12 protein-coding genes are annotated in these 15,156 nt (G+C 66.0%); all 12 read right to left on the bottom strand.

The window, feature by feature from the left end; all coding sequences use genetic code 11:
- Positions 1–164: 164 nt before the first annotated feature.
- On the bottom strand, positions 165–1,391 hold the full coding sequence (locus M8R19_RS12985) for a multifunctional CCA addition/repair protein (protein ID WP_116425448.1): 1,227 nt from the start codon (positions 1,389–1,391) through the stop codon (positions 165–167).
- Between the two features lie 264 nt (positions 1,392–1,655).
- Positions 1,656–2,165 carry a DUF4136 domain-containing protein gene (locus M8R19_RS12980; protein ID WP_249920174.1) on the bottom strand — a complete coding sequence of 170 codons (510 nt, stop codon included), beginning with the start codon at positions 2,163–2,165 and terminating at the stop codon, positions 1,656–1,658.
- A gap of 58 nt (positions 2,166–2,223) precedes the next feature.
- On the bottom strand, positions 2,224–3,777 hold the full coding sequence (locus M8R19_RS12975) for a SpoVR family protein (RefSeq protein WP_074984341.1): 1,554 nt from the start codon (positions 3,775–3,777) through the stop codon (positions 2,224–2,226).
- Positions 3,774–5,045 (bottom strand): YeaH/YhbH family protein, encoded by a 1,272-nt coding sequence (locus M8R19_RS12970; RefSeq protein WP_058487628.1) that lies wholly within the window; start codon positions 5,043–5,045, stop codon positions 3,774–3,776. Before M8R19_RS12970 ends, M8R19_RS12975 begins: the two co-directional genes overlap by 4 nt.
- Before the next feature lie 93 nt (positions 5,046–5,138).
- Entirely contained in the window at positions 5,139–7,061 is a 1,923-nt protein-coding gene (locus tag M8R19_RS12965; protein ID WP_009615576.1) for a PrkA family serine protein kinase, read from the bottom strand.
- Positions 7,062–7,336: 275 nt separating this feature from the next.
- Complete coding sequence (gene glpE / locus M8R19_RS12960) at positions 7,337–7,666, bottom strand: thiosulfate sulfurtransferase GlpE (RefSeq protein ID WP_116425446.1); 330 nt, start codon at positions 7,664–7,666, stop codon at positions 7,337–7,339.
- Positions 7,667–7,688: 22 nt separating this feature from the next.
- Positions 7,689–8,513, bottom strand: a complete 825-nt coding sequence (locus M8R19_RS12955) for a symmetrical bis(5'-nucleosyl)-tetraphosphatase (RefSeq protein WP_116425445.1) — start codon at positions 8,511–8,513, stop codon at positions 7,689–7,691.
- The gene (apaG, locus tag M8R19_RS12950; RefSeq protein WP_043319225.1) at positions 8,513–8,893 is read right to left on the bottom strand and encodes a Co2+/Mg2+ efflux facilitator ApaG/CorD; all 381 of its coding nucleotides are present in this window, start codon (positions 8,891–8,893) and stop codon (positions 8,513–8,515) included. Before apaG ends, M8R19_RS12955 begins: the two co-directional genes overlap by 1 nt.
- Before the next feature lie 28 nt (positions 8,894–8,921).
- A complete protein-coding gene (gene rsmA / locus M8R19_RS12945) occupies positions 8,922–9,728 on the bottom strand; it encodes a 16S rRNA (adenine(1518)-N(6)/adenine(1519)-N(6))-dimethyltransferase RsmA (RefSeq protein ID WP_116425444.1) in 807 nt (268 codons plus the stop codon).
- Between the two features lie 100 nt (positions 9,729–9,828).
- Positions 9,829–10,830: a 4-hydroxythreonine-4-phosphate dehydrogenase PdxA gene (gene pdxA, locus M8R19_RS12940; RefSeq protein ID WP_116425443.1), complete on the bottom strand. Its 1,002-nt coding sequence runs from the start codon at positions 10,828–10,830 to the stop codon at positions 9,829–9,831.
- Between the two features lie 133 nt (positions 10,831–10,963).
- Complete coding sequence (surA, locus tag M8R19_RS12935) at positions 10,964–12,256, bottom strand: peptidylprolyl isomerase SurA (protein WP_249917981.1); 1,293 nt, start codon at positions 12,254–12,256, stop codon at positions 10,964–10,966.
- A complete protein-coding gene (locus M8R19_RS12930; RefSeq protein ID WP_249917980.1) occupies positions 12,237–15,029 on the bottom strand; it encodes an LPS-assembly protein LptD in 2,793 nt (930 codons plus the stop codon). The genes surA and M8R19_RS12930 overlap by 20 nt, the downstream gene beginning before the upstream one ends.
- Positions 15,030–15,156 lie beyond the last annotated feature (127 nt).

Raw genomic sequence — 15,156 nt, 5'->3', positions numbered from 1 at the left:
AAGCGTTCGCGAGCAAGCTCGCTCCTACAAGAGGGCGGGGTGTAGGGCGGATAACGTTCGACGTTATCCGCCGTTTGACCCGGGCTCCAGGCTACTCCGGGTTTGGCCTTGGAGTTGGCGGTGGTTTGGGTGTGGCGGCGTATAACCGCGAACGGTTATACGCCCTACGGGTGGGCTTCCTTGTAGGCCTTGAGTGCCTTCAGGCGTTCGCGCTTGAGGGCTTCGCCCAGTTCCGCGCCCTTGAAGCCCTTTTCCAGCAATGGCTGTACCGCTACTTCGCGGGCCGCCTTGGCGGCGCCGCGCAGGTAGTCGGCTTGTGGATAAGCGCGGTTTTCCAGGCCGTGGCGGCCGCGGGCGTCCATTTCGCTGGCGGCGATGAATTCCTCGAAGCGCTGCGGCCGGCGGTAGACGTCGAAGGCCTGCAACAGCTCCAGCAGGGTGCTGGGCCGCAGTTCCAGGGCGCGGTGGGCGTGGGTGTGGTATTCGCCGACCAGGCGCGCCAGTTCCTGGCAGTCGCGCGGCGCCTTGAAGCGGGCGTTGACCGCGTCGATCAACGGCAGTCCCAGGTGTTCGTGGGCGATGTGCCGGGGCCAGTCCTCGCGGCGGGTGCGCGCCTTGCCCAGGTCGTGGAGCAGGCAGGCCCAGCGCACGGTCAATGGCTGGCGGTGCTCGGCGCACTGGCGCAGCACGGCCAGCAGGTGTTCGCCGGTGTCGATTTCCGGGTGGTGCTGGGCTGGTTGCGGCACGCCGAACAGGGCGTCGACCTCGGGCATCAGCACGGCCAGGGCGCCGCAGTCGCGCAGCACCTGGACGAACACGTCGGGGCGGGCTTCCATCAGCGCGCGGGCGATTTCCTTCCAGCTGCGTTCGGGCGTCAGGGCTTCCAGCTCGCCGGATTCGGACAGCTCGCGCATCAGCGCCAGGGTTTCGTCGGCGACCTTGAAGTCCAGCGGCGCGAAGCGCGCGGCGAAGCGGGCCACGCGCAGCACGCGCAGCGGGTCTTCGACGAAGGCCGGGGAGACGTGGCGCAGCAGGCGGGCTTCGAGGTCGCGCTGGCCGCCGTAGGGGTCGATCAGCCGGCCGTTATCGTCCTCGGCCATGGCGTTGATGGTGAGGTCGCGGCGCACCAGGTCTTCTTCCAGGCTCACGTCGGGGCTGGCATAGAAGGTGAAGCCGCCGTAGCCGCGGCCGCTCTTGCGTTCGGTGCGGGCCAGGGCGTATTCCTCGCCAGTCTTGGGATGGAGGAATACCGGAAAGTCCGCGCCCACCGGGCGGTAGCCCTTCTCGAGCATGTCTTCGGCGCTGGCGCCGACCACCACCCAGTCGGTATCGCTGACCGTTTGGCCGAGCAGACGGTCGCGAACGGCGCCGCCTACCTTGTAGATCTGCATGAAGCTTTCTCCTGTCAGGGGGATAGCTTCGGGCTTCGGGGCGTGGGGGGCAAGCCTGTAGGCGCGCGCCCTGCGCGCGAATCGCGGGCAGGGCCCGCTCCTACAGGGGAATGGCGTGGAGCGGATCTCATCCGCGAATCGCGCCGGAACCTCCGGCTATCGCGGACAAGGTCCGCTCCTACGGCAAACACGCCCCGTAGGATGGTGTTGAGCGGAGCGATACCCATCACCACGACCGCATGGGTATCGCAAGCTCAACCCATCCTACGGGGTGGCCTGGGGAATCTGGCTTACCAGTGCTTCGACCGCGTGGCGCAGCAGTTCGCTGCTGGCGTGGGCCGGGCTGAGCCCGGTGCTGACGGTGCCTTCCCAGAGCACCCGGTCCTTCAGGTCGGTCAGGCGCACGCGCAGGGTGCCGGTTTCGTCGCGCAGGCGGTGGATGGCCAGGTAGGGGCCGAGGGATTGCGGCGGCGGCACGTCGACCTTGAATTCCAGCGGCGCGTCGCGCAGGGCCAGCCAGTAGTAGACGCGCAGTTGCGCGGCGCCGGCCTCGCGGTAGCCGCGCTGCTCCAGGCCCTGGCGCAGCCAGGCGTTGATCAGCGGGTAGCGGCTGGCGTAGGGCAGGGCGTCGACGGCGTTTTCCGGGGGCATCAGCTGGAAGGCTTGCAGGCCGGCCAGGCGGCTGTCCGCCGCCTGGGTCACCCGGGCCTGGGGGATCTGCGTGGTGCAGGTCGCGAGAGCGAGGCAGAGCAGGAGGATGGCGAAAAGACGCATGGCGACCTCGGCTGGGCTTGGCGCCATGCTCGGTCCTGCCCCGGGGAGGGTCAACCGATCAAATGGGCGGGATGATCAGGTCCAGCCGCGGGTAGCCGTCCTCGTTCTCGCGTTCACCCTTTGGGGGCATGTGGTGGGTCTGCACGACCTGCTCGCCGTTGAGGGTTTCCAGGTGGATGTCGAAGCCCCACAGGCGGTGCAGGTGCTTCATCACGTCCTCGGTGGATTCGCCCAGCGGCTGGCGGTCGTGCTGCTGGTGGCGCAGGGTCAGGGAACGGTCGCCGCGGCGGTCGACGTTCCAGATCTGCACGTTGGGCTCGCGGTTGCCCAGGTTGTACTGCGCGGCGAGGGTCTCGCGGATCTTGCGGTAGCCGTCGTCGTCGTGGATGGCGTCGACCAGCAGGTCGTCCTTCTGGTCGTCGTCGAGGATGCTGAACAGCTTGAACTCGCGGATCACCTTGGGCGAGAGGAACTGCAGCACGAAGCTCTCGTCCTTGAAGCTCTTCATGGCGAACTTGAGGGTGGCCAGCCAGTCGCTGCCGGCGTAGTCGGGGAACCAGCGGCGGTCTTCCTCGGTGGGCTCCTCGCAGATGCGACGGATGTCGCGGTACATGGCGAAGCCCAGGGCGTAGGGGTTGATGCCGCTGTAGTAGGGGCTGTCGAAGCCGGGCTGGTAGACCACGCTGGTGTGGTACTGGAGGAACTCCATCATGAAGCCGTCGGTGACCAGGCCCTCGTCGTAGAGGTCGTTGATCAGGGTGTAGTGCCAGAAGGTCGCCCAGCCTTCGTTCATCACCTGGGTCTGGCGCTGCGGGTAGAAGTACTGCGCCACCTTGCGCACGATGCGCACCACCTCGCGCTGCCAGGGCTCCAGCAGCGGGGCGTTCTTCTCGATGAAGTAGAGGATGTTCTCCTGCGGCTCGCTGGGGTAGCGCGCCAGTTCCTGTTCCTTGTCCTTGCCGGCGGCGCGCGGGATGGTCCGCCACAGGTCGTTGACCTGGCGCTGGATGAGTTCCTCGCGTTCCTTCTGGCGCTGCCGCTCTTCCTCGGCGGAGATGGGGTAGGGCCGCTTGTAGCGGTCGACGCCGTAGTTCATCAGGGCGTGGCAGGAGTCCAGCAGGTCTTCCACCGCATCGATGCCGTAGCGCTCCTCGCATTGCATGATGTACTGCTTGGCGAACACCAGGTAGTCGATGATCGAGCTGGCGTCGGTCCAGGTGCGGAACAGGTAGTTGCCCTTGAAGAAGCTGTTGTGCCCGTAGCAGGCGTGGGCAATCACCAGCGCCTGCATGCACTGGGTGTTTTCCTCCATCAGGTAGGCGATGCAGGGGTCGGAGTTGATGACGATCTCGTACGCCAGGCCCATCTGCCCGCGCTTGTAGTTCTTTTCCGTGCTGAGGAAATGCTTGCCGTAGGACCAGTGGTTATAACCGATGGGCATGCCGACCGAGGCGTAGGCGTCCATCATCTGCTCGGCGGTGATGACCTCGATCTGGTTCGGGTAGGTGTCCAGCGCGTAGCGCTCGGCGATACGGCTGATCTCCCGGTCGTACTGGCGGATCAGCTCGAAGGTCCATTCCGACCCGGTGGCGATGGGCTGGCGCTTGCTCATGCGACTAGCCTCCTCTGGAACAGTTCGCGGAACACCGGGTAGATGTCCGCGGCGGAGACGATCTGCTGCTGGGCGAAGCTGTCTTCGAAGGCTTCGCGCACCCGTTCGTACTCGAACCACAGCGCCTGGTGCTCGCGCGGGGTGATCTCGACGTAGGTGTAGTACTGCACGAACGGCATGATCTGTTTCATCAGGATATCGCGGCAGACGGGCGAATCGTCATTCCAGTTGTCGCCGTCGGAGGCCTGGGCCGCGTAGATGTTCCACTCGTGGGTGGGGTAACGCTCGGCCATGATCTCCTGCATCATCTTCAGCGCGCTGGAGACGATGGTGCCGCCGGTCTCCCGGGAATAGAAGAATTCTTCCTCGTCCACCTCGCGGGCGCTGGTGTGGTGGCGGATGAACACCACTTCGATCTTCTCGTAGTTCCGCTTGAGGAACAGGTACAGGAGGATGAAGAAGCGCTTGGCGATGTCCTTGGTCGCCTGGGTCATGGAGCCGGAGACGTCCATCAGGCAGAACATCACCGCCTGGGAGGTGGGGTTGGGCTGCTTGATCAGCAGGTTGTACTTGAGGTCGAAGGTGTCCAGGAAGGGCACGCGGTCTATGCGCGCGCGCATGCGGGTGATTTCCTGCTCCAGCGCCTGGATGTCGCCGAGGTTGTCCGGTTCCTCGCGCTTGAGCCGTTCCAGTTCGGCCACGGCGGCGCGCAGCTTGCCGCGGGTGGAGCCGGTCAGGGCGATGCGCCGGGCGTGGGCCGAGCGCAGGGTGCGGACGATGTTGATGCGCGAGGGGTTGCCGTCGTTGCTGATGCCGGCGCGCACGGTCTTGAAGGTGTCGCTGCCGGTGATGTGGCGCTTGACCAGGTTGGGCAGTTCCAGGTCCTCGAACATGAAGTCGAGGAATTCCTCCTGGGTGATCTGGAAGACGAAGTCGTCCATCCCCTCGCCCTGGTTGCTGGCCTTGCCGCCGCCACGGCCACCGCCGCCGCCCTGGGGCCGGGCGATGTGCTCGCCGGTGGTGAATTCCTTGTTGCCCGGGTGGACGATGGTCTGCCGCCCGCCACGGCCGTGGTGAAGGATGGGTTCGTCGATGTCGCGGCCGGGGATGCTGATCTGTTCGCCGTGCTCCATGTCGGTGATCGAGCGCCGGCTGACGGCCTCCTCGACCGCCTTTTTGATGTGCTCACGGTAACGCCGCAGGAAGCGCTGGCGGTTCACCGTGCTCTTGTTCTTGCCGTTCAGACGGCGATCAATCACGTAGCTCATACGAGCCCTCCGGGCTGAAGGCCGGAGGCTGGAGGCTGAACGGGAGCCACTTGTCGTCCAGCGTTCAGCCTCCAGCCTTGAGCGGCTTTTGGGTTACTGCGACTTGCGTACCCGCAAGTACCACTCGGAAAGCAGGCGCACCTGCTTCTCGGTGTAGCCGCGCTCGACCATGCGCCGGACGAAGTCGTTGTGTTTCTGCTGGTCCTCCTTGCTGGCCTTGGCGTTGAAGCTGATGACCGGCAGCAGGTCCTCGGTGTTGGAGAACATTTTCTTCTCGATCACCACGCGCAGCTTCTCGTAGGACAGCCAGCTGGGGTTCTTGCCGTTGTTGCCGGCGCGGGCGCGCAGCACGAAGTTGACGATTTCGTTGCGGAAATCCTTCGGGTTGCTGATGCCGGCCGGTTTCTCGATCTTCTCCAGCTCCTCGTTGAGGGCGGCGCGGTTGAGGATTTCGCCGGTTTCCGGGTCGCGGTATTCCTGGTCCTGGATCCAGAAGTCGGCGTAGAGCACGTAGCGGTCGAAGATGTTCTGGCCGTATTCGCTGTAGGACTCAAGGTACGCGGTCTGGATTTCCTTGCCGATGAATTCCACGTAGCGCGGCGCCAGGTATTCCTTGATGAAGCGCAGGTAGCGCTCGCGGGTTTCCGGCGGGAACTGTTCCTGCTCGATCTGCTGCTCCAGCACGTAGAGCAGGTGCACCGGGTTGGCCGCCACCTCGTGCGGGTCGAAGTTGAACACCTTGGAGAGGATCTTGAAGGCGAAGCGGGTGGAAAGCCCGGCCATGCCTTCGTCGACCCCCGCGGCATCGCGGTATTCCTGGATCGACTTGGCCTTGGGATCGGTGTCCTTGAGGTTCTCGCCGTCGTAGACGCGCATCTTCGAGTAGATGTTGGAGTTGTCCGGCTCCTTCAGGCGCGACAGCACGGAGAACTGCGAGAGCATCTTCAGGGTGTCCGGGGCGCAGTGCGCGTGGGCCAGCGAGCTGTTGATCAAAAGCTTGTCGTAGATCTTGATCTCGTCGGTGACGCGCAGGCAGTACGGGACCTTGACGATGTAGATACGGTCGATGAAGGCCTCGTTGTTCTTGTTGTTGCGGAAGCTGTGCCACTCCGATTCGTTGGAGTGGGCGAGGATGATGCCGCTGTAGGGCAGCCCGCCCAGGCCCTCGGTGCTGTTGTAGTTGCCCTCCTGGGTGGCGGTCAGCAGCGGGTGCAGGACCTTGATCGGCGCCTTGAACATCTCGACGAATTCCATCAGGCCCTGGTTGGCCCGGCACAGCGCGCCCGAGTAGCTGTAGGCGTCGGCGTCGTTCTGCGGGTACTCCTCGAGCTTGCGGATGTCCACCTTGCCCACCAGGGCGGAGATGTCCTGGTTGTTCTCGTCCCCCGGCTCGGTCTTGGCGATGGCGATCTGGTTGAGGATCGAGGGGTGCAGCTTGACCACGCGGAACTGGCTGATGTCGCCGCCGAACTCGTTGAGCCGCTTGGTCGCCCACGGCGACATGATCGAGCGCAGGTAGCGCCGCGGGATGCCGTAGTCTTCCTCGAGGATGGCGCCGTCCTCATCCGGGTTGAACAGCCCCAGGGGCGATTCGAATACCGGCGAGCCCTTGATGGCGTAGAAGGGCACCTTCTCCATCAGTTGCTTGAGCTTTTCCGCCAGGGACGACTTGCCGCCGCCCACCGGGCCGAGCAGGTAGATGATCTGTTTCTTTTCTTCCAGGCCCTGGGCCGCGTGGCGGAAGAAGGCGACGATCTGGTCGATGCATTCTTCCATGCCGTGGAAGTCGGCGAACGCCGGGTAGCGGCGGATCACCTTGTTGGAAAAGATTCGCGACAGCCGTGGGTCGGTGGAGGTATCCAGCAGTTCCGGCTCGCCGATGGCCATCAGCATGCGCTCGGCCGCGGTGGCGTAGGCGGTCTTGTCCTGCTTGCAGATATCCAGGTACTCCTGCAGGGAGTATTCCTCCTGGCGGGTCGCTTCGAAGCGTTCCTGGAAGTGACTGAAAATACTCATGACGTCTCCTCGCTCGATGCATGGAGCCGGCACGGGATCGGTGTGAGTGGGTGCGGACGGGCTGCCAGCGTGGCCGGCGAATTTCCCCCAGAACTCCAACGGTACCTGGCTTGCGCCCTGAACCGCCCCAAATGGTCACTGCCGATTCCCGGAAGCCGGTGGGCCGGCTCTCCCCTTTTGGATGGCCTGAGGAAAAGGATAGTTCGTTATCCGGCCTGTAAAGGGGAATCGGGTGAGAAGTTACAGATTTATTTGTGGAACCTCGGCCGGGCCCCTCAGTCCGCCTGGCCGCTGCTGGTATCCGCGGGATAGACGCTGCGCCACAGTTCGAAGCCGCCGTCGACGCTGTACACGTCGGTGAAGCCCTGCTGGACGAAGTAGGCAGCCGCGCTCTGGCTGGAATTGCCGTGGTAGCAGAACACCAGCAGCGGGGCGTCGAGGTCGGCCTGGCGGATGAAATCGGCCACCGAGTAGTTGTCGATGTGGCGGGAACCGCTCACGTGGCCCAGGGCGTAGCTCTGCGGGTCGCGGATATCCACCACCTGGGCGCCGGCCTGGCGCAGCTGGTGGGCCTGTTCGGGGGCGATGCGCTTGAATTCGCTCATGTTCTCTGCTCTGTGGGTGGGCTCAGCCGGCGTTGCCGGCGCAGCTGCAGGCGATGCGTTCGCCGCTGTCGACGTTCAGCAGGGTCATGCTACCGCCCCACACGCAGCCGGTGTCCAGTGCGTAGAGGCCGGGCACGTCGCACTGGCCTTCCAGCGCCGCCCAGTGGCCGAAGATGATCTTGCGCCCGGCGGCCTTGCGAGCGGGGTAGCTGAACCAGGGGGCATAGCCTTCCGGCGCGGTGCCCAGGCCTTCCTTGCTCTTGAGGTCGAGCTTGCCGTCGGGGGTGCAGAAGCGCATGCGGGTGAAGTAGTTGGTGATCACCCGCAGGCGGTCGATGCCGTGCAGCTTCTTGTCCCACTTGGCCGGCTCGTTGCCGTACATGCCTTCGAGGAACAGCGGCAGGCGCTGGTCGTCGCGCAGGGCTTCCTCCACCTCGGCGGCGCGCTGCAGGGACTTCTCGATGCTCCACTGCGGCGGGATGCCGGCATGCACCAGGGTGACGTCGCGCTGGGCGTCGTAGTGCACCAGGGGCATGTTGCGCAGCCAGTCGAGCAGGTCGTCGCGCTCCGGCGCCTCGAGGATTTCGCGCAGGGTGTCGGCCTTCTTCAGGCGCTCGGCGTTGTAGGCCACGGCCAGCAGGTGCAGGTCGTGGTTGCCCAGCACGCAGACCACCGAATCGCGCATGGCGTAGAGGTAGCGCAGGGTTTCCAGCGACTGCGGGCCGCGGTTGACCAGGTCGCCGACCAGCCACAGCTTGTCGCGGGCGGGGTCGAAGGCTACCCGCTGCAGCAGTTGCTTGAGCGGCTCCAGGCAACCCTGCAGGTCGCCCACGGCGTAGGTGGCCATCAGTGCAGCGCTCCGGGAACGGCGAGGCGGAACACCGGGATCTCGGCGTCGAAATGGTGGCCATCGGCGGCGACCATCTGGTAACTGCCGGACATGCTGCCGACCTTGGTGGCCAGCACGGTGCCGCTGGTGTAGGTATGGCTGGCGCCCGGCTCGATCAGCGGCTTCTCGCCCACCACGCCGGCGCCGCGCACTTCCTGCACGTGGCCGTCGCCGTCGGTGATGATCCAGTGGCGGCTGAGCAGCTTGGCCGCCTGCTCGCCCTGGTTGTGGATGGTCACCGTGTAGGCGAAGACGTAGCGCTGCTGCTCCGGCTGCGATTGCTCGGGCAGGTGGCGGGTGGTGACACTGACGGAAATCTGGTATCGGGGATCGCTCATGCTCGGCTCGGGCGTCTCGTCGAGGGTTTCACTGCTCGGGGGCCAGTTCCGCCAGGCGGTTGGCCAGGCGCACGAAGTCGGCCACGTCCAGCTGTTCCGGGCGCAGGCTGGGGTCGACGCCGGCGGCTTCGATGTCTTCGATGGACATCAGGCTGCGCAGGGTGTTGCGCAGGGTCTTGCGGCGCTGGTTGAAGGCTTCGCGGACGATGCGTTCGAGCAGGCGGTGGTCCTTGGCCGGGTGCGGCGGCTCGGCGTAGGGCGCCAGGCGGACGATGGCCGACTCCACCTTGGGCGGCGGGTTGAAGGCGCCGGGGCCGACGGTGAACAGGTAGTCCACCTTGCAGAAGTACTGGACCATGATCGACAGCCGGCCCCAGTCGCCGCCGCCGGGCTCGGCGGCCAGGCGCTCGACCACTTCCTTCTGCAGCATGAAGTGCATGTCCTGGATGATCCCGGCGTGCTCCAGCAGGTGGAAGATCAGCGGCGTGGAGATGTTGTAGGGCAGGTTGCCGACAACCCGCAGCTTCTCGCCGGCCTGGGGCAGGGTGGCGAAGTCGAACTTCAGGGCGTCGCCCTGGTGCAGGCGGAAGTTCGGCTTGAGGCCGAAGCGCCATTTCAGCTGCGGGATCAGGTCGAGGTCGAGCTCGATCACGTCCAGCTGCGCGCCGCTGTCCACCAGGCCTTCGGTCAGGGCGCCCTGGCCCGGGCCGATCTCCAGCAGGTGCTGGCCTTCCTTGGGGGCGATGGCGCGCAGGATGCGGTGGATCACCCCGGCGTCGTGCAGGAAGTTCTGGCCGAAGCGCTTGCGCGCGCGATGTTGGAAAAGCTCGGACATAAAGGCGGCTCCAGGCTTCAAGCTGCAAGCGACAAGCAAGAGCCAAAGCGGTGTTCAAAAGGAGAAAAGTTTACCAGCTAGCTCCGCTTGCCGCTTGCCACTACTGGCTGCCGGCGCGAGCGGCCGCCATCTGGTAGGCCGTCTCCAGCGCCACCTGCAGGCTGCCGCCGTCGATGCGGCCGGTGCCGGCCAGGTCCAGGGCGGTGCCGTGGTCCACCGAGGTGCGGATGATCGGCAGGCCCAGGGTGACGTTCACCGCCGCGCCGAAGCCCTTGTACTTGAGTACCGGCAGGCCCTGGTCGTGGTACATGGCCAGCACCGCGTCGCAGTGCTCCAGGTGCTTGGGGGTGAACAGGGTGTCGGCCGGCAGCGGGCCGATCAGTTGCATGCCTTCGCCGCGCAGGCGCTCCAGGGTGGGCTCGATGACGTCGATTTCCTCGTGGCCCAGGTGGCCGCCCTCGCCGGCGTGGGGGTTGAGGCCGCAGACCAGGATGCGCGGCTCGGCCAGGCCGAACTTGTCGCGCAGGTCGGCATGCAGGATGCGGGTGACGCGCGCCAGGCGTTCGGGCGTGATGGCGTCGGCCACCTCGCGCAGCGGCAGGTGGGTGGTCACCAGCGCCACGCGCAGGCCGCGGGTGGCGAGCATCATCACCACCTGCGGGGTGTGGGTCAGCTCGGCGAGGAACTCGGTGTGCCCGGAGAAGGCCACGCCGCCTTCGTTGATCACGCCCTTGTGCACCGGCGCGGTGATCATCCCGGCGAAGCTGCCGTCCAGGCAGCCCTGGCCGGCGTGGGTCAGGGTCTGCAGCACATAGCCGGCGTTGGCCGGGTCGAGCTGGCCGGGCTTCACCGGCGCCCCCAATGGGGTATCCCAGACGTAGAGCGAGCCTGCCGGGGCGGGCGCCTGCGGCCACTGGCCCGGGCCGGTTTCCAGCAACTGGATGTCCAGGCCCAGCAGGGCGGCGCGCTCGGCCAGCATCTGCCGGCTGGCGATGGCTACCAGCGGGTGGGGCTGGGCCTCGCGGGACAGCAGCAGGCACAGGTCCGGGCCGATGCCGGCCGGCTCTCCGGGGGTGAGGGCGAATGGCTTGGAGGCTTGCATGGCGGGTGTCTCTAGGGCTTCGGTCGCGCCGGGCGGCCGGGGTTGTTCGGTATGGGCCCACTCTACGCCGAAGCGTGGCGCGGATAAAAAGAAACCCGGCCTTGGGGCCGGGTTCCTGTATTGCGCGGGACGCTTACAGCTTGATCTCGACGTAGGCTTCGTCGCGGATCTGCCGCAGCCAGGCCTGCAGTTCCTCGTCGTACTTGCGGTTGCGCAGGACCTGGGCGGCCTGCTGCTCGCGGAACTTGTCGCTGCTGTCGGTGGCGCGGCGACCGAGGACTTCCAGGATGTGCCAGCCGAACGGCGAGCGGAACGGCTTGGACAACTGGTTCTGCGGGATGCTGTTCATCACGTCGCGGAACTCCGGAACCAGGGATTCCGGATCGACCCAGTTGAGGTCGCCGCCGTGCAGTGCCGAGCCCGGGTCTTCGGAGAACTGCTTGGCCAGCTTGCCGAAGTCCTCGCCGCTCTGGATGCGCTCGTAGAGCTTCTGCGCCAGCTTCTGGGTTTCCTCGTCGCTGCGGATTTCGCTGGGCTTGAGCAGGATGTGGCGGACATGCACCTCGTCGCGCACCATCTTGCTGCCGCCGCGCTTCTCTTCCAGCTTGAGGATGATGAAGCCGCCGGGGGTGCGCACCGGCTCGGTGACGTCGCCCACGGCCAGGCTGCCGATCATGCCGTCGAACGGCGAAGGCAGCTGGGCGGCCTTGCGCCAGCCGATCTCGCCGCCTTCCAGAGCGTTGTCGCCGGCCGAGCGGGAAATCGCCAGCTGGTTGAAGTCGGCGCCCTGCTTGAGCTGCTGGTAGACCTCCTGGGCCTGCCTGCCGGCGGCCTGGAGGGTTTCCGGCGAAGCGCCGTCCGGCACCGGGATGAGGATGTTGGCCAGGCGGTACTCTTCGGAGAGCTGGATCTTGCCCAGGTCCGAGGCCAGGAAGTTCTGCACTTCCTGGTCGCTGACCTGGATGCGCTCGGCCACGCGGCGCTGGCGCACGCGGCTGATGATCATCTCACGGCGCACCTGCTCGCGGGCGTCGTCGTAGGACAGGCCGTCGCGGGAGAGGGCGGCGCGGAACTGGTCCAGGCTCAGGTTGTTGCGCTGGGCGATGGTGCCCATGGCCTGGTTCAGTTCCTCGTCGGTGATGCGGATGCCGGAGCGCTCGCCGATCTGCAGCTGGATGTCCTCGATGATGAGGCGCTCCAGTACCTGCTGGGTCAGCACGTGCTCGGGGGGCAGCGGCGCGCCGCGCTTCTCGATGGTCTGGCGGACTTCGCGCAGGCGTTGGTCGAGCTGGCTCTGCATGACCACGTCGTTGTCGACGATGGCCACGACACGGTCCAGCGGGGTGACTTCGGCGTGGGCTGCGGAACAGACCAGCAGGGCGCCCAGCATCAGCGGGCGCAGGGCATTACATAGAGCTGTCTTCACGTTGACGATAACCTTGGATGCCTTGGTCGAGGAAGCCTTCGACTTGGTTGCCTACAACGCCGCCAAGGCCCTTGAGGATGATTTGCAGGAAGATGCCGCGGTCGGCTTTCGAGTCGGACGTGTAGAAGTTGTCGTCGTCGTACTTCAGCCAGTAGCGGTTGACCAGTCGCAGTTTCCAGCAGCAGCTGTCGTATTCGAAGCCGCCGAGGGCCTCGAGGGTACGGTTCTGGTTGTAGTCGTACTGCCAGCGGGCGATCGCGCTCCACTGCGGGACGATCGGCCAGATGACCGAGAAGTCGTGCTGCTCGATCTTGTACTCGTCGCTGTTGTAGCTGAAGCGGCCGAGGTTCGGGTCGAACGACTTGCTGTCCGCGCGGTAGCGGTAGCCGGCGTTGAACACCTTCTGCGGCTCGGCTTCGGGCTGGTAGTGGAACATCACGCTGCCGCTGTCGGTGTGGTGCGTGTTGGGGTTCCAGTTGTAGTCCGAGCTCAGGCGCCAGTCGTGGTTGAAGCGATAGACGCCCTGCAGGGCGTAGGGCGAGCGCCAGGTGTCCGCGTCGGGGTTGTCGATCGGGTTGTTCGGGTTCGCCAGGTTGTAGTTGCGGATGTACTTCTCGGTCAGGCCCGGCAGCTGCACGCGGCGGTCGGAGAAGTAGTAGATCTGGCCGGCGCTGACGGAGGCGCGCTCGAAGCCGTTGTCCTCGATGAAGCGCGAGGTGGCGCCCAGGGACAACTGGTTGGCGTCGCCGATGCGGTCCTTGCCGGTGAAGCGGTTCTCGCGCCACAGCGAGTCGTAGCTGAAGTTGAACTCGCCGGTGTCGAAGCTCGGCAGGTTGTCCTGGTTGCGGTACGGCACGTACAGGTACATGGCGCGCGGCTCCAGGGTCTGGCGGAACTTGGTGCCGCCGAACGTGGTGTCGCGGTCGAAGTACAGGCCGCCATCGAGCTTGGCCAGCGGCAGCGAGCGGTCCGGGCTGCTGTCGTAGCTGACTTCGCCATAGTTGGTGGCGCTGTTCAGCTGTGCCTTGCCCTGGCCGTCCAGGTCCAGGTCGTACTTGGTGTACATCGCCTTCAGCGTCGGCGTCAGGAAGCCCCAACTGCTGGCCAGCGGCAGACTGATGCCGGGCTCGAAGTGCGCGCGGTCGCCGGTGGCGCGGGCCAGGCCGGAGATGTTCACGTCCGGGCGCTGGCCGAGCACGTTGCCGTCGGCGTCGAAGTAGACGTCCTCGTCCAGGTTGCGGTCGAAGCGCACCAGTTCGCTGCCGTAGGTGAACTCCAGGCCGCCCGGGTGATAGGGCAGGCGACCGTCGAGGGTCAGCTGCGGCAGGCGGTCGTAGGGGGTCACGTCGGTCACGGTGGCCAGCTGGTAGGCCTGGGCGTTGAGGCGCGCGGTGAAGTCGTCGCCACGGTAGGTCAGGGCGCCCTGCTGGTTCACGTAGGTCGGCGAGCCCAGGCCCAGGGAGGTGTCCAGGTCCTGGAAGTAGTACGGGTCGCTGATGCGGGTGTAGTCGACCTGCGCCAGCCAGCGTGAATCCAGGCCGCTGGTGTTCTTCCAGCCGTACATCCAGCGCTGGTCGGTGAAGTGCGGCTGGCCCTCGCGGCCGTCGTCCCTGTCGTTCAGGTAGGCGGCGTTGACCTGGCCTTCGCTGCTGTGGGTCAGGTAGCGGAACTCGCCTTCCATCATCAGGCCACGCTTGGCCATGTAGCGCGGGAACAGCGTGGCGTCGTAGTTCGGCGCCAGGTTGAAGTAGTACGGGGTGACCACGAACATGCCGGTGTCGCTGGTGCTGCCCAGGGTGGGGGGCAGGAAGCCGGACTGGCGGCGATCGTCGATCGGGAAATAGATGTAGGGGGTGTAGAACACCGGAATGTCCTTCACCCGCAGGGTCGCGTTGGTCGCGGTGCCGAAGCCGGTGGCCGGGTTCAGCTTGATGTTGTTGCCCTTGACGTACCAGGAGTTGCTGCCCGGCTCGCAACGGGTGTAGGTCCCGTCCTTGAGCTGGATGATGGCGTCTTCCTGGCGCTTGGCGTAGAGCGCGCTGCCGCGGACCTGGGCCTGGTGCATGACGTACTCGGCGTTGTCGATCTTCGCCTCGCCGTTGTCCAGTTGCAGGTCGGCGTGGTCGCCGACGATGAGCGCGCCGTTGTCGCGCAGGCGCACGTTGCCGGCCAGCTCGCCGCGGTTCTCGGCCTGGTGCAGGTTGGCCTCGTCGGCTTCCACCTGCATGCTGCCCTGGCGCAGGACCACGTTGCCGGCCAGGGTCGCGACCTGCGACTCCTGCTCGTAGCGCGAGACCTTCGCCGAGACGTAGGTCGGGGCCTCGTCGCGCGGGGTCTTGTCGTTCATGCCCGGGCGGGTCGGTTCGATGTAGGCGCCGCTGCAGTACAGGCCGACCTCCGCCAGCTGGGCGGCGGTGAGCTTCTCCCGCGGGACCCAGTCGAGGTGGCTGTAGTCGGCGCTGCGCGACTTGAGGCCTTTGCCGCCGCTCTCGGTGACCAGCTTCTGCCTGGGCTCTTCGGCTCCGGCTGCCGCACCGCCGGCGACGGTTTCGCCGCTGGCGCGGGTGCTGACCGAGCTTTCGGTATGCTCCGGACGCGGCGGCAGGGCGCTGGCCGGCTGCTGCGAGGAGCAGTCCCAGCTGCCGCCGGAGGGGGTGCAGTTGAACTGTTCGGCCGCCGTGGCGGTCGAGGAAGCGAGCGGCTGCATAGCCAGCAGGCCACCGGTCACCAGTAAGGGGAACTTTCTACGGAACACGGGGAGAATCACTGCCATCTTGTTAATCCGGGCTTCCTGCGAGCCATCGGCCAGATTCGGCCATAGCCACTCGATGGGCTCAAAAAGATGCTGGATAATAAAGCATGACCCGCGCAACGGCTAGGGCCGTGGAGAACCCCCAAAG

Source organism: Pseudomonas sp. R3.Fl (genome assembly GCF_023516765.1).
GTDB classification, from domain to species: domain Bacteria; phylum Pseudomonadota; class Gammaproteobacteria; order Pseudomonadales; family Pseudomonadaceae; genus Pseudomonas; species Pseudomonas citronellolis.
Note: the sequence above shows the minus strand (reverse complement) of the source record. Positions and strands in the feature narration are given on the sequence as shown.